The organism is Nonomuraea sp. NPDC050680 (assembly GCF_040654555.1).
Classification (GTDB): domain Bacteria; phylum Actinomycetota; class Actinomycetes; order Streptosporangiales; family Streptosporangiaceae; genus Nonomuraea.
In genome coordinates, this window is record NZ_JBFAIF010000025.1 from 101,019 (window position 1) to 121,419 (window position 20,401).

18 protein-coding genes are annotated in these 20,401 nt (G+C 67.0%); 9 read left to right on the forward strand and 9 right to left on the reverse strand.

Going from position 1 to position 20,401, the window contains the following annotated elements; translation table 11 throughout:
* Positions 1 to 4: 4 nt before the first annotated feature.
* Positions 5 to 319, forward strand: a complete 315-nt coding sequence (trxA, locus tag AB0H88_RS45545; protein WP_357655348.1) for a thioredoxin — start codon at positions 5 to 7, stop codon at positions 317 to 319.
* Between the two features lie 134 nt (positions 320 to 453).
* Here the strand turns inward: trxA and AB0H88_RS45550 are convergent, their stop codons facing one another.
* Positions 454 to 1,071: a GNAT family N-acetyltransferase gene (locus AB0H88_RS45550; RefSeq protein WP_357655351.1), complete on the reverse strand. Its 618-nt coding sequence runs from the start codon at positions 1,069 to 1,071 to the stop codon at positions 454 to 456.
* Positions 1,072 to 1,339: 268 nt separating this feature from the next.
* Here AB0H88_RS45550 and AB0H88_RS45555 point away from each other — a divergent pair, with 268 nt between their 5' ends.
* From AB0H88_RS45555 to AB0H88_RS45565, 3 genes are all read left to right on the forward strand, one after another.
* Positions 1,340 to 2,572 carry a PLP-dependent aminotransferase family protein gene (locus AB0H88_RS45555; protein ID WP_357655401.1) on the forward strand — a complete coding sequence of 411 codons (1,233 nt, stop codon included), beginning with the start codon at positions 1,340 to 1,342 and terminating at the stop codon, positions 2,570 to 2,572.
* Positions 2,573 to 2,751: 179 nt separating this feature from the next.
* On the forward strand, positions 2,752 to 3,708 hold the full coding sequence (locus AB0H88_RS45560; protein ID WP_357655352.1) for a D-alanine--D-alanine ligase: 957 nt from the start codon (positions 2,752 to 2,754) through the stop codon (positions 3,706 to 3,708).
* A 433-nt stretch (positions 3,709 to 4,141) separates the two neighbouring features.
* Entirely contained in the window at positions 4,142 to 5,194 is a 1,053-nt protein-coding gene (locus AB0H88_RS45565) for an aminotransferase class V-fold PLP-dependent enzyme (protein WP_357655355.1), read from the forward strand.
* A gap of 1,550 nt (positions 5,195 to 6,744) precedes the next feature.
* Here the strand turns inward: AB0H88_RS45565 and AB0H88_RS45570 are convergent.
* The 8 genes from AB0H88_RS45570 to rpmH form a co-directional block, all read right to left on the reverse strand.
* Positions 6,745 to 7,707 carry a ParB/RepB/Spo0J family partition protein gene (locus tag AB0H88_RS45570; protein ID WP_357655357.1) on the reverse strand — a complete coding sequence of 321 codons (963 nt, stop codon included), beginning with the start codon at positions 7,705 to 7,707 and terminating at the stop codon, positions 6,745 to 6,747.
* A gap of 1,417 nt (positions 7,708 to 9,124) precedes the next feature.
* The gene (locus AB0H88_RS45575; protein WP_357655359.1) at positions 9,125 to 10,060 is read right to left on the reverse strand and encodes a ParA family protein; all 936 of its coding nucleotides are present in this window, start codon (positions 10,058 to 10,060) and stop codon (positions 9,125 to 9,127) included.
* A gap of 137 nt (positions 10,061 to 10,197) precedes the next feature.
* Positions 10,198 to 10,899 (reverse strand): 16S rRNA (guanine(527)-N(7))-methyltransferase RsmG, encoded by a 702-nt coding sequence (rsmG, locus tag AB0H88_RS45580; protein WP_357655361.1) that lies wholly within the window; start codon positions 10,897 to 10,899, stop codon positions 10,198 to 10,200.
* 314 nt (positions 10,900 to 11,213) lie between these two features.
* Positions 11,214 to 11,705: a R3H domain-containing nucleic acid-binding protein gene (locus AB0H88_RS45585; protein WP_357655363.1), complete on the reverse strand. Its 492-nt coding sequence runs from the start codon at positions 11,703 to 11,705 to the stop codon at positions 11,214 to 11,216.
* Between the two features lie 20 nt (positions 11,706 to 11,725).
* Positions 11,726 to 12,682, reverse strand: coding sequence for a membrane protein insertase YidC (yidC, locus tag AB0H88_RS45590; protein ID WP_357655366.1), 957 nt, complete (start codon positions 12,680 to 12,682; stop codon positions 11,726 to 11,728).
* Positions 12,683 to 12,686: 4 nt separating this feature from the next.
* Positions 12,687 to 12,944, reverse strand: coding sequence for a membrane protein insertion efficiency factor YidD (yidD, locus tag AB0H88_RS45595; protein ID WP_357655404.1), 258 nt, complete (start codon positions 12,942 to 12,944; stop codon positions 12,687 to 12,689).
* A gap of 17 nt (positions 12,945 to 12,961) precedes the next feature.
* Complete coding sequence (gene rnpA, locus AB0H88_RS45600; protein ID WP_357655368.1) at positions 12,962 to 13,327, reverse strand: ribonuclease P protein component; 366 nt, start codon at positions 13,325 to 13,327, stop codon at positions 12,962 to 12,964.
* A 59-nt stretch (positions 13,328 to 13,386) separates the two neighbouring features.
* Positions 13,387 to 13,524, reverse strand: coding sequence for a 50S ribosomal protein L34 (gene rpmH / locus AB0H88_RS45605; RefSeq protein ID WP_093172456.1), 138 nt, complete (start codon positions 13,522 to 13,524; stop codon positions 13,387 to 13,389).
* A gap of 571 nt (positions 13,525 to 14,095) precedes the next feature.
* On the opposite strand from rpmH, the gene dnaA reads away from it, so the two are divergent.
* From dnaA to AB0H88_RS45630, 5 genes are all read left to right on the forward strand, one after another.
* Positions 14,096 to 15,667, forward strand: coding sequence for a chromosomal replication initiator protein DnaA (gene dnaA, locus AB0H88_RS45610; protein ID WP_357655371.1), 1,572 nt, complete (start codon positions 14,096 to 14,098; stop codon positions 15,665 to 15,667).
* A 522-nt stretch (positions 15,668 to 16,189) separates the two neighbouring features.
* Positions 16,190 to 17,329, forward strand: a complete 1,140-nt coding sequence (gene dnaN, locus AB0H88_RS45615; protein WP_357655407.1) for a DNA polymerase III subunit beta — start codon at positions 16,190 to 16,192, stop codon at positions 17,327 to 17,329.
* 48 nt (positions 17,330 to 17,377) lie between these two features.
* A complete protein-coding gene (gene gnd, locus AB0H88_RS45620; protein ID WP_357655374.1) occupies positions 17,378 to 18,316 on the forward strand; it encodes a phosphogluconate dehydrogenase (NAD(+)-dependent, decarboxylating) in 939 nt (312 codons plus the stop codon).
* Between the two features lie 143 nt (positions 18,317 to 18,459).
* The gene (gene recF, locus AB0H88_RS45625; protein ID WP_357655377.1) at positions 18,460 to 19,692 is read left to right on the forward strand and encodes a DNA replication/repair protein RecF; all 1,233 of its coding nucleotides are present in this window, start codon (positions 18,460 to 18,462) and stop codon (positions 19,690 to 19,692) included.
* Positions 19,682 to 20,275 carry a DUF721 domain-containing protein gene (locus AB0H88_RS45630; RefSeq protein WP_357655380.1) on the forward strand — a complete coding sequence of 198 codons (594 nt, stop codon included), beginning with the start codon at positions 19,682 to 19,684 and terminating at the stop codon, positions 20,273 to 20,275. Before recF ends, AB0H88_RS45630 begins: the two co-directional genes overlap by 11 nt.
* Positions 20,276 to 20,401: the final 126 nt, after the last annotated feature.

Consider the following 20,401-nt stretch of genomic DNA (forward strand, 5'->3'; position numbering starts at 1 on the left):
CACCGTGAAGGCAGTAACCGACGCCACCTTCGAGGCCGAGGTCCTCAAGAGCGACAAGCCCGTGCTCGTCGACTTCTGGGCCGAGTGGTGCGGCCCATGCCGTCAGGTATCGCCCATCCTCGAGGAGATCGCCAAGGAGCACGGCGACAAGCTGGAGATCGTCAAGCTCAACATCGACGAAAACCCGGATGTCCCGCGTAACTACGGTGTGCTCCAGATCCCCACCCTGAACGTCTACAAGGGTGGAGAGGTCGTGAAGCAGATCATCGGCGCCAAGCCGAAGGCCATGCTGCTTCGCGAGCTCGAGGGCATCATCTGACGACGCCCGCAGCGTTTCAGCTGGAAGCCCCCTGGCGATGGTTCGCTCAGGGGGCTTCTGCCTGTTTGGCCCTTGAGGCCGTCGCGTCCTTGAGGCCGTGGCGTCCTCGAGGCCGTGGCGTCCTTGAGAAGGCGTCAGACGGGGCGAAGGGCGCGTTCCGGGCTCATGGAGCCGAGTAGGCGCTCCAAGGCCACCTCGACGTCCTCGCGCCACGAGACGGCTGTCTTCAGCTCCAGCCGGAGCCGGGGGAACCGCAGATGCGGGCGTACCGTCTTGAAGCCCACGGAAAGCAGGTAGTCAGCCGGGACCACGCAGCTCGGCTCCTCCCACTTGAGGTCGCCGAACGCCTCGATGGCCTTCACGCCGCGTCGCGTCAGGTCCTTGGCCACGCCCTGGATCAGCATCCGGCCCAGCCCGCCGCCCGAGAACTCCGGAATGATGTGCGCGGTCATCAGCAGCACCGCGTCGGCGCTGACCGGCGAGGTGGGAAAGGCCACCGAACGGGGGCTGTAGAGCGGCGGGCTGTAGACGACGAATCCGGCGGGCACCCCGTCGACGTACACGATCTTGCCGCAACTGCCCCATTCGAGCAGCGTGCCGGAGATCCATGCCTCTTTCTCCAGCTCTGGACCACCGGAGTCGATCGCGCGCTCCCCGTTGACCGGGTCGAGCTCCCAGAAGACGCACCGCCGGCAGCGGCGCGGCAGATCGTCCAGATTGTCCAGGGTGATGTTGACCAGCCGACGCGACAACTACGGCCCCAATCGTTGACCCGGAAAAGCGCGCGAAAAACGCGTCCCCAGCTGGCATCGTAGCTCAGTGACGTCCCGCCATCGGGTACCACGACGGTCGAGCCCGGTCACAGCCGACATGTCCGACTGCCGTAATCTGGTAGTTCAGCGACAAATGACACCAAGGAGGTGGACCGTGACAGGAGAGCTGGATCACGGTCAGACGCCCGCGACCCAAGGGTCGCGCATCGATGCCTACGTCGATCGGTACGCCGCACGAGCTACCGGGATGGTCGCCTCCGAGATCCGAGCTCTTTTCGCCGTCGCGTCGAGGCCCGAGGTGGTCTCGCTCGCCGGCGGCATGCCGTACGTCACGGCCCTCCCCCTCGACATGGTCGGCGAGCTGGTGTCCGATCTGGTCACCAGGCGCGGTCCCGTCGCGCTGCAGTACGGCTCCGGCCAGGGCGATCCGCACCTGCGCGAGCAGATCTGCGACGTGATGCGGCTGGAGGGGATTCAGGCCGGGGCGAACGACGTGGTCGTCACCGTAGGTTCGCAGCAAGCGCTTGATTTGGTCACCCGGATCTTCATCGACCCGGGTGACGTGGTGCTGGCCGAAGGCCCGTCGTACGTAGGCGCCCTCGGCACTTTCGCCGCATACCAGGCCAAAGTGGTGCATATCGCCATGGACGATCAGGGCCTCATTCCCGAGTCGCTCGCGCAGACCATCTACGCGCTGGAGACCGCGGGCGCCCCGATCAAGTTCCTTTACACGATCCCGACCTTCCACAACCCCGCCGGTGTCACCCTGAACCTGGCGCGGCGACAGCAGGTGCTCGACATCTGCCAGCGGGCCGGAGTGCTGATCATCGAGGACAACCCGTACGGGCTGCTCGGCTTCGACGGCGAACCCATGCGCGCGCTGCGGGCCGACAATCCCGACGGCGTGGTCTATCTCGGATCGTTCTCCAAGACGCTCGCTCCTGGGTTCCGGGTCGGCTGGGCGCTGGCGCCGCATGCCGTCCGCGACAAGCTCGTGCTGGCCATGGAGTCGGCCGTACTGTCGCACTCGTCCTTCACCCAGCTGGCCGTGGGCCAGTACCTCGCCACGCAGCCGTGGGAGGAGCAGATCAAAACGTTCAGGGAGCTCTATCGCGAGCGACGCGACACGCTGCTCGACGCGCTCTCGGCGCTCATGCCCCCCGAGGTCACCTGGACACGACCGGCCGGGGGCTTCTTCGTGTGGGCGACGCTGCCGGAGGGCCTGGACTCGAAAGCCATCCTGCCGCGGGCGGTGGCGGAGCGAGTGGCGTTCGTGCCGGGGACCGGGTTCTTCTCCGATGGGAGTGGGGCTCGGCAGATGCGGCTGTCCTACTGTTTCCCTGAGCCGGATCGGATCCGGGAAGGGGTCCGGCGGCTGGCTGGCGTGATCGAGCAGGAGATCCAGCTGCGGGACACGTTCGGGACGGGTTCGGCTCGGGGGCATGCGGGCGTGGACACGCCTGGTCCTGACCTGGCCTAACCCTCTTTTACTCTGCGGAAGTGCGGCCGGCGTCTCCGTTGGGGCGTCGGCTGTTCCCTCGTATTTCGTACCGATGCGTTCCGTTGGTCACGGCCCGCACGGTAGAAAGCGCCTGCCGTACACCATTCCACCCCAGCCCCGGTACGGTTGGACAGCGGGCGATCAGCGGAGGAGAACAAATGAGCGATCTGGGCCACGTGCTCGTGCTGGCCGGCGGCCTCTCCTATGAACGGGAGGTGTCCCTGCGCTCCGGTCGCCGGGTGAGTGAGGTGCTACGGGCGGCGGGCATCGACGTGGAGGCCCGCGACACCGACGCGTCTCTCGTGCCGTCCATCCTGGCCGACCCACCGGACGCGGTCTTCGTCACGCTGCACGGCGGCGCGGGTGAGGACGGCGCCATCCGTTCCATCCTCGAACTGCTGAACGTCCCCTATGTCGGCGCCGACCCCGACGCCTGCCGCGTCGCCTTCGACAAGCCCACCGCCAAGGGCGTCGTACGCTCGGTCGGCCTGCGCACCCCCGAGTCGGTCACCCTGCCCAAGGAGACCTTCCACGACCTCGGCGCCACGGTCGTCCTGGGCCGCATCGTCGAACATCTCGGCCTCCCCCTGTTCGTCAAGCCCGCCCGCGGCGGCTCCGCCCTGGGCGCCTCGATCGTTCGCACCGCCGAAGAGCTCCCGGCCGCGATGGTCGGCTGTTTCGCGTACGGCGACACGGCGCTGATCGAGCGTTACGTGGAGGGCGTCGAAGTGGCGGTCTCGGTCGTCGATCTGGGCAACGGCCCGATCGCCCTGCCCGCCGTCGAGATCGTCCCGGACGAGGGCGTCTACGACTACGCGGCTCGCTACACCGCCGGCCATACCGAGTTCTTCGCCCCCGCCCGCCTCTCCGCCGAAGCCGCCGCCGCCTGCGCCGAAACCGCCGTGAAGGCTCACACCGCTCTGGGCCTCCGCGACGTCTCCCGCACCGACCTCATCGTCGACGCCTCGGGCCAGCCTCACTTCCTGGAGGTCAACGTGGCCCCCGGGATGACGGAGACGTCGCTGCTGCCGATGGCCGCGGAGGCCGCGGGCCAAGACCTGGGCGACCTGTGCCGCATCCTCCTCCAGAACGCCGCCTCACGCGTCCACGCTTGACGTCCACGCTTGACCGCGCGCCCCCGCCCTTCCCTTGGCACTGACCTCACGCCACCTTCAACCATGAGGTACGACCCATGCCTCCGGTTTGCGGGGATGGCTGCTGTCCCGTGTGGTCTTCGCAGCGCCCGGTGCCGGACTGACCTCGCCTCCGCACACCTAGCACAGCTTGGCTCCTGCTTCACTCGCCCGGCCGGCACCGCCCGCTGGCTCTACCTCGCTCTCGCAAGCTGCTCTCTTTCCTCGCCTCTCACAACCGCTCGCCAAAGCGACCCCCACAGCGGTTCTCCAGAGGGAGGACATCACCGCGAACCAGCAAGGCAGCACCGGTGCCGTTCAGGTAGCGCACACCTCCCCGACCACCCGACACCCGACCCAGCCAGCCCTCTCCTCGTCTTCTGAGACTTGTGAGTCCTGAAAGTAGCCTGGGCATGTGCCGATCGATTCGACCTATCCCAAGAGCTTCGCCAGCGACAATCACGCAGGCGTCCACTCCACCATCCTCGAAGCCATGGCTGTGGCGAACCACGGGGACGCACCCGCCTACGGTGGCGATCGCTGGACATCAACCTTCGAGGATCACGTCAAAGACGTCTTCGGCCCTGGGGCTGAAGGCTTCGCCGTCCTGAACGGAGCCGGCGCGAACATGGTCGGCCTCGCCCCCATGCTCGGCCGCTACGACGCCATCATCTGCGCCGACACCGCCCACATCGCCACCCACGAAACAGGCGCGACAGAACGACTACTGGGCGCGAAGCTCCTGACGACCCCAACGGCCGACGGCAAGCTACGCCCCCAGGACATCACCACGCGGCTCGACATCTTGGGCAGCCACCACAACTCCCAGCCCCGCGTGGTCTCCATCTCCCAGGTAACCGAACTCGGCACCTGCTACTCCCCCGAAGAAATCGCCGCCCTCGCCGATACGGCACACGCCGCCGGCCTACTCCTCCATATGGATGGCGCGAGACTGGCAAACGCAGCCGCCCACCTGAACACCACCCTCAGCGCCATCACCACGGAAGTCGGCGTAGACATCTTCAGCTTCGGCGGCACCAAGAACGGTGCACTGGCAGCTGAAGCAGTAATAGTCCTCTCCTCTTCTTCCCTCACGCACGCCATCCCCTTCCTCCGCCGCCAGTCCCTCCAACTGGCCTCCAAAATGCGCTTCGTCTCAACCCAGCTCTCGGCCCTCCTCACGAACGACCTCTGGCGCCACAACGCAACCCACGCCAACGACATGGCCACCCGCCTCGCCAACGGCATAGCCGATCTCCCCGGCATCACCCTCGCCTACCCCGTCCAATCGAACGCCGTCTTCGCCACCCTCCCCAAACCAGCCACAGCCGCCCTCCTCGCCCGCTACCTGTTCCACTACTGGGACGAGACTGCTGGCACCGTCCGCTGGATGACCGCCTTCGACACCACCCCGGACCACGTAGACGACTTCCTCGACGACATCCGCAAGTCCCTCGTCCTCCCCTGACTCTCCTGACCTGACCCTCCGGACCTGACCCTCCGGACCTGACATCCGCGTGAGCTCCCCGGCCACGCACCTCGCAAGCCCGGTCCACGGTTTCACGTGAAACAAGCCTCCCTAGCCCGTCAGTCGGACGCTCCACCCACGCGCCGTTTCACGTGAAACCATCCACCCCCGGCACAGCGACAACCCATTCCACGCCCTCTCCTCCAGTGGACTCCATAGCTGCTCCCGCAGAGCGATGTACTGCCTCACCCGCTCACTCGTGCTGCCCAACGTAGGAAACGCACAACGAGGTCGTTGATCGACCACTGAACGGGACATCCCACTGCCTTCTATTCGAAGTCCCGTTGTCGACCCCAGCAAGCGCTGCCATGGCGAACCAAACGACGGAAGCGGCACTCGGCAAGGAACGCCGCATATACAAGACCGACAGGAATCGGTCGACGCTTAGTTTTCATCCATCCACTACGTACCGCAGAGAGAGGCGCGAAGGTGCATACGAGCCACTCAACGGCCCTGGGTCGAAAACGCTCCCCCGCCCCGCACCGCCTCCGCTGTCGCCTCCAGCCCACCCCACCACGCCCATGACCTACACCTGGCTGCGCTACTCCCACGACGCACGCATGGCCCACCACTTCCACGACCCACGCATGGCTCCACCACGCCCACGACCCACGCCATGGCTGCCGTCCAGACCCATCACCTCGGCGCGGCGCGTTCCGCGACCCCAAAACCTCTCCCTCTTCACCACGCCCAGCCCCCCACGCCGCCACCGCACTTGATCCCGCGGTGCCGAACGCAAGCGCGCGAGAGACTTGGGGATGGCTCGGTGAGAGGTCAGAAGAAAGCCAGAACGCCTCTCGTAGGCACAATGGGACACCCCAGACGCGGCGCCGCCTCGAAGGCACGGCGCGGCGCCGAAGACACCGCCCGGAACCCAAGACATGGGGCGCCGCCAAAACGCGGCCCGGCCCGACGCGAGACCCGTCCTCAAGGGGCGGCGCGACCTCCGAGATGCGCCATAGTTCCGAAGGTGCGGCTCAGCAGGCGCGGCGGTCAAGGACAGGTCCGTGATCATATGCCGGGGTAGTCCCGAGAGCGAGGGAGGCGGTGGGCGGCGGGAAGGAGCTGTGCGGCGATAGGTGGCGGGGCAGAGAGCCAGAGCAACGGGGCCGTGTTGGGCGCACTGTCTCGCCCGGCGGCGCCATCCGTGGACATCACCTGCAGGCCGTCCACGGCCCGTCTGGGACTCGTCCACGCATCGCCGCGACCGCCCGTGACTGAACGCACGCATCGCCGCGACCCGCCCGGGAGTCGCCCGCAACCCGTGGGTCGCCCGCAAGTCGGCGCGACTCACCCTAGGTCGCCCGCGATCCCGCCTTGGCTCTCGAGGCCCGGGGCTCCGCGATACGAGTGACGGCGGTCGGTGGAGGCGGAGCTGGTGGTGTTTCACGTGAAACACGGCGCTATACCGGCGGACAGCCCCAGGCGACGCGGCGCCTAGGGGCCATGGTTTCACGTGAAACAGGCAGTGGTTTCACGTGAAACGGAGGTCAGTCTTCGGCGTCCTTCATGGCGCGGACGGCCTCGGGAGCCATGGTGCCGATGATGCGCTCAAGGTCGTCGATCGTCGCGAACTCCACCACGATGCGTCCCTTGCGGCGGCCGAGGTCAACTTTGACCTTGGTCTCGAAGTGGTCCGAGAGGCGGTCTGCGAGGTGGACGAGGCCGGGTGCAGACGGCTTGTTGGGCTGGCGGTCGCGGGTGGTCTTGGGGGCCGCCTTTGAGCTGCCGAGGGAGACGATCTCTTCCACGGCTCTGACGGAGAGAAGTTCGGCGACGATCCGCTTGGCCAGTTGGATCTGCTCTTCCGGGCTGTCGAGGCTGAGGAGGGCGCGGGCATGGCCGGCGCTGACGGTTCCGGCGGCGACGCGGAGCTGTACCTCCGGCGGGAGGTTGAGCAAGCGAAGGGTGTTGGTGATGTGCGAACGGGATCGGCCCACCTTCTGGGCGAGCTGTTCGTGTGTCGCCCGGAAGTCGTCGAGGAGCTGCTGGTACGCGGCGGCTTCTTCCAAGGCGTTGAGTTGCTCGCGCTGGAGGTTTTCGATCAGGGCGTCTCTGAGGAGTTCATCGTCCTGGGTGTTACGGACGATCGCGGGGATCGGGTCGAGCTCAGCCAGTTGGCAGGCGCGCCAACGGCGCTCTCCCATGATCAGCTCGTACTCGCCGCCACCCACCGAGCGCACGACGATCGGTTGCAGCAGGCCGACCTCGCGGATGGACCTGGACAACTCAAGCAGGCGCTCGTCGTCGAAGACATCACGGGGCTGGCGTGGGTTGGGGACGATCGCGCTGAGGGCGATCTCCCTGAAGTACGCTCCGGCAATCGGCCTCAGGCCGGTGGTCTCCCCCGTTGCGCCATTCGCGGGAGCAACTGTCCCCGTGTTGTCAACGATGGGACCGGTCGGGATGAGCGCCCCGAGTCCCTTGCCCAGTCCCCGCCGATGCTGACTCACTGCTTCTCCTCATCCACCGGGCCGATTCCGGTCACTCCAGGAGAGGTTACCGTCGTGCACGCAACAGGGTGCCCGCTCGCCACGCGCGGTTCCTCCGGATTTACACCGCCACAACCTCACGCGTACACATCCGACCAGCATGCACTCCGCAGGCCTTCTACCCCATGGGTTCGGCCGAGAAGACAGACCATTGGGCGATATTCAGATCTTGCAGCGAGAGTGTAGGAGCCTGTCCGAGGGAGTGGGCATCGCCGCGTGCCACGCCTCCCTCGCACGCCGCCTTGTCGACACCCCGCATCACGTCCCTGTGGATGTGCGTTGCGCGGACTTCGAGAGCATGGTGAGCGGCCCATGGGTCCATGAGGGTGCCTGCGGGTCTTACCTCACCTACAAGGCCCCCACGGGGCTGTCGGGGCGCGGCCGGGCCTGAATCTACGCTCGCGTGCGCCGTGCCGCGTGTGCCAGAGACGCAGGCGGTCGTTTCCGCTTGTGGCTGCGGAGGCGAGCGGGTTACGGGCCGCGTATTTGAGGACGCCGAGCCAAGCCACCGCTGACGAGACGCCCGACTTACCCGCCAGGAAGATTGCGAGGATAGCGTCGGTCCGTGAGGCCAGCTGCGGAAGGCGAGCCATTCGACCGGTCCCAGCGGTCCTAGCGGTCCCATTGGGCCGGAGCGTCCCAGCGGTCCCATTGGGCCGGACGGTCCCAGCGGTCCCACAGACCGAGTGGACCGGGCGGTCCCGGCGGACCGAGCGCTCACAGCGGTTCCCAATGGTCCCAATGATCCCAGTAGTTCTAACCGACCTAGCGACCCATCGGACCGGACCAGACGGCCCGAGCGGACCCGGCGAACCGGACGGTCCCAGCGGTTTCACAGACCGAGTGGACCGGGCGACCCGGGCGGTCCCCGCGGGGCGAGCGCTCACAGTCTCAATGATCCCGGCGGACCGGGCGGACGGAGCGGACCGGGCGGACGGGGCCGACCGTGTGGACGGGGCCGACCGTGTGGACCGAGTGGTCCGGGCGGGAGCATCAGTAGGCAGTTCCCCGCAAGCACTGGGCGCGGTCTCTGGGTCACCCGTGAGTTGAAGCCGTCTGTGGACGTCGCGGAAAGCGAGCACTGGGTCGGGGAGACGAGCGGGCGCGGTCCGTACGGATGCTGGAGACGAGCGGTCAGACCATGCGACGCCGGAATACGAGCGCTAAAGGGCTGGTCTGTGTGGATGCGGGAAACGAGCAACAGGGGATGGTCCGTACGGATGCGAAGCACAAGAGACGGGACCAGCCCCCAGCAAGAGGCCACCGGTGGACGGCCTGTGGAAAGCGAACTCAGGAGCTTCGCAGGGCGGCCGCCCCATTCATGCCGTACGAGATACCTACGGCCGTACAAGATCAGCCCTACGACACGACGGCAGGGTCAGACGATGGCGCGGTGGGCGATTTCTCGGGCGGCGTCCATGTAGGCCATGGCGCCACTCGAGCCAGGGTCGTACGTCATCACCGACTGCCCATAGCTGGGCGCCTCAGAAAGGCGGACGCTGCGCGGGATGACCGTGCTGAGGACCGTCTCCCCGAAGTGGGCGCGGACCTCGTCTGCGACCTGGGACGCCAGCCGGGTCCGGCCGTCGTACATGGTGAGGACGATCGTCGACAGGCTGAGCGTGGGGTTCAGGTGCGCCTTGATGAGGTCGACGTTGCGGAGGAGCTGGCCCAGGCCCTCCAGGGCGTAGTACTCGCACTGGATGGGGATCATGACCTCTTCGGCGGCGACCAGGGCGTTGACGGTCAGGAGGCCGAGCGACGGCGGGCAGTCGATGATGATGTAGTCGAGCTCGATCGCCTCGAAGGCTCCCAGTGCGCGCCGGAGGCGGGCTTCCCGGGCAACGAGTGAGACGAGCTCGATCTCGGCGCCGGCGAGGTCGATGGTGGCGGGGGCGCAGTAGAGGCCCGGCATGTCCGGCACCTCCTTGACGATGTCGGCCATCGGCAAGTCGTCAACGAGCACCTGATAGACATCCGGGACATCGCCCCGATGCTCGGTGGCCAGGGCTGTGGAGGCGTTGCCCTGGGGGTCGAGGTCGACGACGAGTACGCGCTGGCCGTGCATCGAGAGCGCGGCGGCGATGTTGACCGAGGTCGTGGTCTTTCCGACGCCACCCTTCTGGTTCGCCACCGCGATCACTCGGCACTTGGGCGGCCTGGGCCAGTCGCCGTCGCCTCCCCCAGACGCTCCGCGTTCCTTGGCGGTGGCTGTTTGGGTGGCAGATGTTTCACGTGAAACCACTGAGCTGAGCGCCTCTCGTACCAACGGCGAATCACCGGGGTTTAGGGGGGTCTGGGTCACGTTGGCCATCCTTTCAACCAGTGGCAGGCCGGTGCCAGGAATTCGCTGTCGCGACACGCCCATTTCGGGCCAGCCAACCCCGCTGGGACTCTCGGACAGAGGGCTGTCCGGCCAGCCAAGACCGCTTGACGCGATTGGCACGACCGTCACCTCCTTTGTCGCCGCCTACCGGGCTCCGGCGCGCGACCTGCTACCACCCGAACCAATGTTGCAGGCGGCTCGACCTTACCGCGCCCGACGGTCACAAGCTCGGCTGTCCTCGCCCCGCAGGCCCGCAATTGGGGCTCCGCCTCGGCAAGTTCCTCCGCGGCGCGCTCCCCCTTCATGGCGATCAACTCGCCACCTTCGCGAAGGAGTGGCATGGCCCACTTCAGCAACCGGTCAAGTGGCGCGACCGCGCGGGCGCTGGCGACGTCGAATTCGCGCTTGCCCGCCAACTCTTCCGCGCGACCGCGCAGCACCTCGACGTTGTCCAGTTTGAGCGCTTCGACGCACTCCTCCAGGAAGACGGTACGGCGAAGCAGCGGCTCCAACAGGGTCACCGTGATGTCCGGCCGTACGATCGCCAGCACGAGACCCGGCAACCCGGCGCCCGAGCCGATGTCGACCAGCCGCACTTCCGGTGGCACGGCCTCGGCGACGACGGCGCAGTTGAGCAGATGACGATCCCAGATCCGCGGGACCTCGCGGGGGCCCAGCAGCCCGCGTACCACCCCAGGGCCGGCGAGGAACTCGGCGAACGCCTGTGCGCGGCCCCACGCCTCGCCGGTGAAGACCTCTCGCGCCACATCGGGTGGAGGCGGTAGCTCACGCGCTTCGTCGGGCGGAGGCGGCAGCTCGTCGGTCACTGGTGGGTGGCCCTTCCTCGGGGGTCATGGGCGGTGGTCTCTACTCAAAGGCTAGGCGTGCGATCACTTGGCAAGGCTAGCGGGCCGTCCTGAATGAGGGCCGCGCGCCACACTCTCTGCGCTCCGCGCCGACCTGGAAATGGCCACAGTGCTCAAACTTTCACAAAAAGGCCAAAGGGTAAATAAAGCAGCAATGGGCTATAGAACGGGCATGCCGTACGTACATGAAGAATGCTTTCATGCGAACCGGCCGCCGCCCCTCGAGTGCGGGACGGCGGCCGGTTCGGCGAGCGTACGTGCGGTGCGATGGAGCGTCAGACTGGGAGCACCACCACGTAGCGGTGCGGCTCCTCGCCCTCGGACTCGCTGCGGAGCCCGGCGGCCGCCACCGCGTCGTGGACGATCTTGCGCTCGAAGGGCGTCATGGCGTGCAGCGCCTTGGGCTCGCCCTTCTCCTTCACCTCGTTGGCGATCTCGGTGCCGAGCTTGGTGAGCTCGGCGCGGCGCCGCTCGCGGTAGCCGGCGACGTCGAGCATCAGCCGGGACCGCTCCCCCGTCTGCCGGTGCACGGCCAGGCGAGTCAGCTCCTGGAGCGCCTCCAGGACCTCCCCCTCGGGCCCGACCAGGCCGGTGCCCTCCTTGAGGCCCACGACCGAGACCAACGCGCGGTCACCTTCGACGTCCATGTCGATGTCGCCGTCGATGTCGGCGATATCCAGGAGACCCTCGACGTAGTCTGCCGCGATCTCGCCTTCCTGCTCGAGCGCGTTGAGATCAGGAGCCTTCTCCTGCTCGGCCTCGGTCATGGCCGGCCTCTCCTTCGTGTTCACGACTTCTTGCTGCCGGTGCGCTTGCTGCGGGGCTGACGACTGGGCTGCTGCCGAATGATCTTAGGCTCCGGCGGCGCGGGAGGCGCTTCCTCTTCCGGAGTGGCGCCGCCCTTGCGGAGCTTCGAGAGCAGGCCGGCCTTCGGCTCGACCGGAACCACGTTGCCCTTGGCGTCGAACTGCGGCATCGGGTGGCGGCTGTAGAACCAGTGCTGCTGGCCGAGCGTCCACAGGTTCGTGGTGACCCAGTACATGATCAGGCCCAGCGGGAAGTTGAGGCTGAAGAAGGCGAACAGCGGAGAGATGTACATCAGGATCTTCTGCTGCTGCGCCATGGGGTTGTCCGGCATCTGGGCCATGGAGCGCGTGACGCTCTGCCGGACGGTGAGGAACGTGGTCAGCGAGCTGATCGCCACGAAGACACCCAGCACGATCTTCGTCGTGACGACGGTGGCCCCGAAACCTTCGACCTGGGCCTGCGACATCCAGAAACTGGCCGGGAGCGGCGCGCCGAAGATGTGCGCGGATCGGGCGCTGTCGACGAGCTGCTGCGTCATGCCGTAGACCGGGCGGCCGTCGGCCATGGCCCGCAGCACGGTGAACATCGAGATGAAGATGGGGAACTGCGCGACCACCGGCAGACAGCCACCGAGCGGGTTGGCGCCCGCTCCCTGGTAAAGCGCCATGACTTCCTGGTTCATGCGCTGCTTGTCGTTCTTGTAACGCTTGCGGAGCTCCGCCACCTTGGGGGCGAGTTCCTGCATCTTTTTCGACGAGCGCATCTGCTTCAGGAAGAGCGGGAAGATCAGGACCCGCATGAAAACGGTCAGCGTGATGATGGTCAGGGCCCATGTCAGCCCGCTGTCCGGGTCGAGGAATGTGCTGTATCCCTGATGGATCCAGATGATGACATGGGCTACGGCTTCATAGAGCCAGCTCAGCCAGGACAGCTCCACCGAGCTATCTCCCTTGCGTTTCGTGGGACCGAACCGGGCGTGGGGGCACCGGGTCTATACCTCCGGGATGGAATGGGTGGCACCGCCCGATGCGCCGGACAGTCAGCCATGTGCCGCGCAATGCACCGTGTACGGCTATCGCTTCGAGCCCGTAGGCACTGCACGACGGATAGAAACGGCAACGTGGACCGAGCATCGGGCTGATGAAGGCCCGATAGAACCGGATCGGGATGATCAATGCCCGAGCGGGGAGGCTCGGCATCCCTTGCGGCTGCTCCGTCATCTGTGTCCATCCATCGCGGACTCGCGCCGCCTGAACAAACGATCCAACGCGAGGTCGAGCTCGGCGGCAAGGTGCTCGTATCGCGCTGACGCGGCCGGTGGATTGGCGCGTACCACCAGCAGGCTACCTCGCGGGAGCCGGTCGAGACGGTCCCGCATCAGGTGTCGGAGCCGCCGCTTGACCTTGTTCCGGACGGCGGCGCCACCCACAGCTCGGCTCACCACGAAACCAACCAGAGGCGTCGAATCCCCAGAAATGTTTAGATGCACTACCAGGGTAGGACGGCCCGCGCGCTTCCCACGCTTGACGGCCGCCTCGAACTCCTCCCCGCGTCGCATGCGGGATTGACGGGAAAGCACCATATACGCCTATCGCCCGCCGGCGGACTTCACCGGCGGGCGGACTATCGGGCGCGAGCCGATCAGGCCGACAGCGTTTCGCGGCCCTTACGGCGGCGAGCGGCCAGGATGGCGCGACCGGCCCGGGTGCGCATCCGCAGCCGGAAGCCGTGGGTCTTCGCGCGGCGACGGTTGTTCGGCTGGAAAGTACGCTTGCTCACGGGTGGGCTCCAGGCTTGAAGGTGCGCCGCAGGGGCGCTGATACACACATGGCTGGCTTGCCAAGAGAGCGAGGGCACGCGAAATAGCCGTCGCGTGACAAGCCGACCATGGCACGTTACGGGGCAAGCATGCCCCAGGTCAAACTGGCGGCCCGGCGAAGGAGTTATCCACTAATCCACATGCGGGTTTTCCACCGCCTCGGCCGCGTCCACAGTATGTGCACTCAGGTACCACTAGGCTGTGGACAACGCTTGTACACAGCTGTGCACAGAGCTACTGTCAGCCCTCCCAGAGCCGCTCAGAGCCTGTGCATAACCTGTGGATGGCCTGTGGATGGTGTGGGTGTCCAGCTCGTCCGCCACGCTGTGGACGAAGGCGCCGGCCGCCCTTGCGAGTGGGAGCTCCTGTGGATAACTCGCCGCAGTGGACGGTCAGTGACGGCGCATCGACAACTTGTGATGTACGTGTGCGAAGCGCCAATAAACAGGCCGCAACCGGCCAATGCCCGCACTGGGCCAGCGGTAAACGATCGATCGCGGGGGGCCGCGAGAGGAAGGAGGGGCACCGCACATGAACGATGTCGACCTCGGCACGGTATGGGCGAACGCCCTGAGCAACTTCCTCAACGAGAACGTCCCCATCCAGCAGCGCACCTGGCTCTCCATGGTGCGACCCATCGCCCGGGCCGACGACACGATCGTGCTGGGCGTCCCCAACGACTTCCTGAAGGACCTCATCGAGGGGAAGCTGCGCCCCCTCGTGGCCCATGCGCTCTCCCAGGAGCTCGGCCGGGCGATGCGCCTGGCCGTGATGATCGACACGACGGCCCCTGAACAGCCGATGCAGGACCTTTATCCACAGCCTGTGGCTCAAAATTATCCCCAGGGCCCAGACCCCCAGTCGCGTTATGCACAACCCCCATCGCCCCAGCTCTACCAGGCTTCCGAACCTCCCCAGTTCTATTCTCCACAGCCGGACCCGGCCCAGATATCCACCGAATATCCACAGCCCACGTTCTCTTTTGAACAGGGGCAGTCCCCTGTGGAGAAACTGCCGGAGCCGACGCAGAACCGCTGGGAAGCGAAGAGCAACAAACCCAGCGAACCCGCCCGGCTCAACCAGAAGTACACCTTCGAGACATTCGTCATCGGGGCCAGCAACCGATTCGCCCACGCGGCCGCGGTGGCCGTAGCCGAATCCCCCGCAAAGGCGTACAACCCCCTCTTCATTTATGGCGACTCGGGCCTGGGGAAGACCCACCTCCTGCACGCGATCGGGCATTACGCCCAGAGCCTGTACGACGGCGCGCGGGTGAGGTACGTGAGCTCGGAGGAGTTCACCAACGACTTCATCAACAGCATCCGCGACCACAAGGCCGACGGCTTCCGCGGCCGCTACCGGGCGATCGACATCCTGCTCGTGGACGACATCCAGTTCCTGGAGGGCAAGGAGCAGACGCAGGAGGAGTTCTTCCACACCTTCAACACCCTCCACAACGCCAACAAGCAGATCGTGATCTCCAGCGACCGGGCGCCGAAGCAGCTGATCACCCTGGAGGACCGGCTGCGCAACCGGTTCGAGTGGGGCCTGATCACCGACGTCCAGCCGCCCGAGCTGGAGACCCGCATCGCGATCCTCAGGAAGAAGGCCATCCAGGAGGGCCTGGCCGCCCCGCCCGAAGTCCTGGAGTACATCGCCAGCCGTATCTCCACCAACATCCGCGAGCTGGAGGGCGCCCTGATCAGGGTCACCGCCTTCGCCAGCCTCAACAGGCAGGGCGTCGACCTCCAGCTGGCCGAGGTGGTGCTGAAGGACCTGATCACCTCCGACGGCGGCCACGAGATCACCATCGCCACGATCATGGCCAAGACCGCCGAATACTTCGGCATCAGCATCGACGACCTCTGCGGCAGCTCGCGCAGCAGGGCACTGGTCAATGCCCGACAGATCGCGATGTATCTGGTACGAGAGCTGACCGACCTGTCGCTGCCGAAGATCGGGCAGCAGTTCGGCGGCCGCGATCACACGACCGTCATGCACGCCGAGCGCAAGATCCGCTCGCTCATCGCGGAGCGCAGGTCGATGTACAACCAGGTCAACGAGCTAACAATGCGTATCAAACAGACGTCGCGCGGATCATGACTGTTATGCACAGCCTGTGGATAACACTGTGGATCAGGGGAAACGTCCAAACGCGGCGGCCGTACGCCCCATCTTCGCCTGAAAAATCCGGCGCGACGCCTGGGGATAAAGCTGGGGACATCCTGAGGACAACCTGGGGATATCCGGTGGATGACTTGTGGACGGCCTGTGCACAGTCGAAAAAGGGTCTCCCGCGAGGCCGTTTAGCCCGTGGATAACCTGTGGAAAGCCGGTGGATGACCAGTGGATGAACGCACCATGATCTGGGGACGAGCTGTGGGCAACGAACGGTCATCCCCAGGCGCCGAAGTTTTCCCCAGGCGTAATCCACCGGGCATGTGGGCGACGCCACGCAAGCTGACCAGGGGAAACGCCGGTTGTCCACACTATCCACAGCCCCTAGTGTGAAGACCACCTATATCTCTAACTAGGAAACTCAAGACCCATAGAGGGGTTCTCCCGAAACTCGGGTGCGGGAGAAGCGACACTTGAATCAACGACGAACTCAGGAGGCTGATGACCGTGATGTTCCGAATCGAGCGAGACGTCCTCGCAGAGGCGGTGGCATGGACGGCACGCAGCCTGCCCGCGCGGCCGTCGGTCCCCGTTCTCGCCGGAATGCGGATGGAGGTCACCGAGGACCAGCGGCTGAAGCTGTCGGGCTTCGACTACGAGGTCTCCGCCGAGGTGACGCTCGAACTCCACACCGGTGAGGCCGGCGTCGTCCTGGTCTCCGGCAAGCTGCTCGCCGAGATCACTCGCGCGCTTCCCGCACAGCCTGTGGACTTCGTCGTGGAGGGGGCCAAGGCGGTCGTCACTTGTGGCAGCGCCCGGTTCACCCTGCTGACCATGCCGGTGGAGGACTACCCGTCGCTACCGGCCATGCCGCCGGCCGCCGGCCGGGTGGGCAGCGACGTCTTCGCCTCCGCCGTCGGCCAGGTCGCCGTCGCCGCGGGCAGGGACGACACGCTGCCCATGCTCACGGGCGTACGGATGGAGATCGAGGGTGACACCGTGACCCTCGCCGCGACCGACCGCTACCGCCTGGCCGTACGCGAGCTGAAATGGCAGCCCGACCAGCCCGACTTCGCGGCGATCGCGATGATCCCCGGCAAGACGCTCGCCGACTCGGCCAAGGCGCTCGGCGCGACCGGCGCCGAGGTGGAGATCGCGCTCAGCGCGGCGGGCGGCACCGGTGAGGGCATGATCGGCTTCTCCAGCGCCGGACGGCGGACCACGACGCGGCTGCTCGACCCTGAGTTCCCCAAATACCGCTCGCTGCTGCCGACGGAGTTCTCGGCGCGCGCCGAGCTGTCCACAGGCTCGTTCGTCGAGGCGGTCAAGCGCGTGGCCCTGGTCGCCGAGCGCAACACTCCCGTACGTCTGGCGTTCAAGAGCGGCGAGGTCGTGCTGGAGGCCGGCAGCGGCGACGAGGCCCAAGCCGTCGAGGTGCTGCCGGTGGACTACGAGGGCGAGGAGATGAACATCGCCTTCAACCACCAGTTCCTGCTGGAGGGGCTGGGCGCGATCGACTCGGACGTCGCCCGGCTGCAGATGACCACGTCCACCAAGCCCGCCATCCTCACCGGTGGAAAGCCTGTGGATGACGGCGGAGTCCCCGACTACCGTTACCTGATCATGCCGATCCGCTTGTCGAGCTGAAAATCCCATCGGGGATTATGGAGGCCTGACTAGGGGAGTTGGTACATCATGCAGATCGGCATGGTCGGACTTGGCAGGATGGGCGGCAACATGGCCGAAAGGCTGCGCCGCGGAGGTCACGAGGTGGTCGGCTACGACCACAATCGGGAGGCCAGCGACGTCGGCAGCCTGAAAGAGCTGGTCGACAGGCTGGAGGCGCCGCGCGCGGTCTGGGTGATGGTCCCGGCCGGCAAGCCCACCCAGCAGACGGTCGACGAGCTCGGCAAGCTCCTCTCCGAGGGTGACATCGTCATCGACGGCGGTAATTCACACTATGTGGATGACCAGAAGCACGCCGCCGAGCTCGCCGAGCGCGGCATCCGCTTCGTCGACTGCGGCGTGAGCGGCGGCGTCTGGGGCCTGCAGAACGGCTACGCCCTGATGTGCGGCGGCGACGAGGCCGTCGTGCAGCACATGATGCCGATCTTCGAGACGCTCAAGCCCGAGGGCGAGGACGGCTTCGTCCACGCGGGCGAGGTCGGCGCCGGACACTTCGCCAAGATGGTCCACAACGGCATCGAGTACGGCATGATGCAGTCCTTCGCCGAGGGCTGGGAGCTCCTGGAAGCCTCCGACATCGTCAAGGACGTCAAGGGCTGCTTCAGCAGCTGGCGCACCGGCACCGTCATCCGCTCCTGGCTGCTCGACCTGCTGGTGCGGTCGCTCGACAGCGACGAGCACCTCGAGGAGCTGCGCGGTTACGCACAGGACTCCGGCGAGGGCCGGTGGACCGTTCAGGCCGCGGTGGACCACGCCGTGCCGCTGCCGGTGATCACCGCCGCGCTGTACGCCAGGTTCGCCTCGCGCCAGGAGGACCCGCCCGCGATGAAGGTGGTGGCCGCGCTGCGCAACCAGTTCGGCGGCCACCCGATCGCCTCGGCGGAGGGCTCGACGGGGATGGGCGCCGACTCCCCCGGCGCCGACGTGACCCCGCCGAACGTGCGCTGAACCGCCAGACGTACGCTCATCCGAACCCGCCGGACGTGCGCTGATCCGATGCGAGGCTTCCGATGCCGGTTTTCCGATGCCGGTTTTCCACAGCCGCACGCCGGTGACCCCAGTGACCTGCGTGGGCCACTAACCTTCTTGGGGTGCACGTCGCCCATCTGTCGCTGACCGACTTCCGGTCCTACGCGTCCGTGGAGCTCGGCCTGGAGCCGGGCGTCACGGCGTTCGTGGGGCCCAACGGCCAGGGCAAGACCAACCTGGTCGAAGCCCTCGGCTACGTCGCGACGCACTCCAGCCACCGGGTGGCGAGCGACGCGCCCCTCGTACGGCAGGGCGCGAGCCGGGCCATCGTGCGCTGCGCCATCCACAGGGACGACCGGCGGGCGCTGGTCGAGCTGGAGATCAACCCGGGACGCGCCAACCGCGCCCGGCTCAACCGCTCCCCCGTGTCCAGGCCGCGCGACGTCATCGGGTTGCTGCGCACGGTGCTGTTCGCCCCCGAGGACCTGTCGATGGTCAAGGGCGACCCATCTGAGCGGCGGCGCTTCCTCGATGAACTGCTGGTGAGCCGCACCCCGCGGTTCGCCGGCGTACGCGCCGACTACGACCGTGTGCTGAAGCAGCGAGGAGCGCTCCTGCGTGCCGCCTCCCAGGCCCGCAGAGGGGCCAGGAGCGCCCGAAGAGCCGAGAGTGACACAGGATTCTCGGCGGCGGGCGCTGGAGACGTCCTGAGCACTCTGGAGGTCTGGGACGCGCATCTGGCGAGACACGGCGCGGAGCTCCTCCAAGCGCGGCTCGATCTCATCGACGCGCTGCGCCCGCTGGTCGCCGGAGCCTATGCCGCGCTCGCCCCCACGAGCGCCCCCGCGACCCTGGCCTATCGCAGCAGTTTGTCCACAGGCACCGACGCGGCTGAGGACGAAGTCCCCGGTGAGACGGGATCTTCCGATACACAGACGTTATCCACAGACTTGGGGAAAACCCTTGAAGAACGACTCCGCGAGCGGCTATTGGAAGTCCGCGCGGCCGAGCTGGAGCGGGGCGTCACGCTCGTCGGCCCGCACCGCGACGACCTGATCCTCGGCATCGGTGAGCTGCCCGCGCGCGGCTACGCCAGCCATGGCGAGTCGTGGTCGTTCGCCCTGGCGCTGCGCCTGGCCGCCTACGACCTGCTCCGGGCCGAGGGCGGCGACCCGGTGCTGATCCTGGACGACGTCTTCGCCGAGCTCGACAGCCAGCGCAGGCGCCGCCTGTCCGAGATCGTCGCCCCCGCCGAGCAGGTGCTCATCACCGCGGCTGTGGCCGACGACGTGCCCGGGGAGTTGATCGGGGCCAGGTTCGACGTCGCCGAAGGGAGCGTGACACGTGTCCGCTGACGGCAACCCCCGCGGATCCGCTGACGGCACCCCTCGGGTGCCCGCCGACGGCAACCCCCGCGGATCCGCCGACGGCACCTCCAAGGTGCCCGCCGATGACAACCCCACGGCCAGGGGCGCGGCGATGGCCAGGGAGAAGCTGGCCCAGGCCAAGGCCGACGCGGCCAAGCGCGGCCAGCTCCCCCGCCGCGAGCCCAGGCGCAGGGCGGGGGCGCGCAGGGACGCCGGCGATCCGCAGCTTTTCGGACGCGCGATCTCCGACCTGCTGGCCGACCGCGGCTGGGAGCGGTCGGCGGCCGTCGGCGGGGTGTTCGGCCGCTGGTCCGACATCGTCGGTCCCGATCTGGCCGCGCACACCAAGCCCGATTCGTTCGACGACGGTGAGGTGCTCATCCTGGCCGACTCCACCGCGTGGGCGACCCAGGTGCGCCTGCTCGCGCGCACTCTCGTACGCCGGCTCAACGAGGAGCTCGGCCATGGCACGGTGACGAAGGTGAAGGTCAGAGGCCCGCAGAACGCACCGCGCGCGGCCGGGGGCCTGAGGGTGACCGGCAGCAAGGGCCCGGGAGACACCTACGGCTGAGCCGGATCGGCGAGAAACCCATGCGCCGGATCCGCGAGAAAACCCATCAGAGAGCCGCAGACGCGATGACCCCCCTTCCTGTGGGGGGATGCTCGAAGAGGGGGAAAACAAGCGACAGGCCGTTAC

Coding starts and splice junctions, on each gene's coding strand:
- rnpA (WP_357655368.1), bottom strand. CDS start 13,327: ATGGTGCTTTCCCGTCAATCCCGCATGCGACGCGGGGAGGAGTTCGAG.
- AB0H88_RS45575 (WP_357655359.1), bottom strand. CDS start 10,060: ATGGCCAACGTGACCCAGACCCCCCTAAACCCCGGTGATTCGCCGTTG.
- yidD (WP_357655404.1), bottom strand. CDS start 12,944: ATGCCGAGCCTCCCCGCTCGGGCATTGATCATCCCGATCCGGTTCTAT.
- AB0H88_RS45560 (WP_357655352.1), top strand. CDS start 2,752: ATGAGCGATCTGGGCCACGTGCTCGTGCTGGCCGGCGGCCTCTCCTAT.
- AB0H88_RS45585 (WP_357655363.1), bottom strand. CDS start 11,705: ATGACCGAGGCCGAGCAGGAGAAGGCTCCTGATCTCAACGCGCTCGAG.
- dnaA (WP_357655371.1), top strand. CDS start 14,096: ATGAACGATGTCGACCTCGGCACGGTATGGGCGAACGCCCTGAGCAAC.
- gnd (WP_357655374.1), top strand. CDS start 17,378: ATGCAGATCGGCATGGTCGGACTTGGCAGGATGGGCGGCAACATGGCC.
- AB0H88_RS45555 (WP_357655401.1), top strand. CDS start 1,340: ATGGTCGCCTCCGAGATCCGAGCTCTTTTCGCCGTCGCGTCGAGGCCC.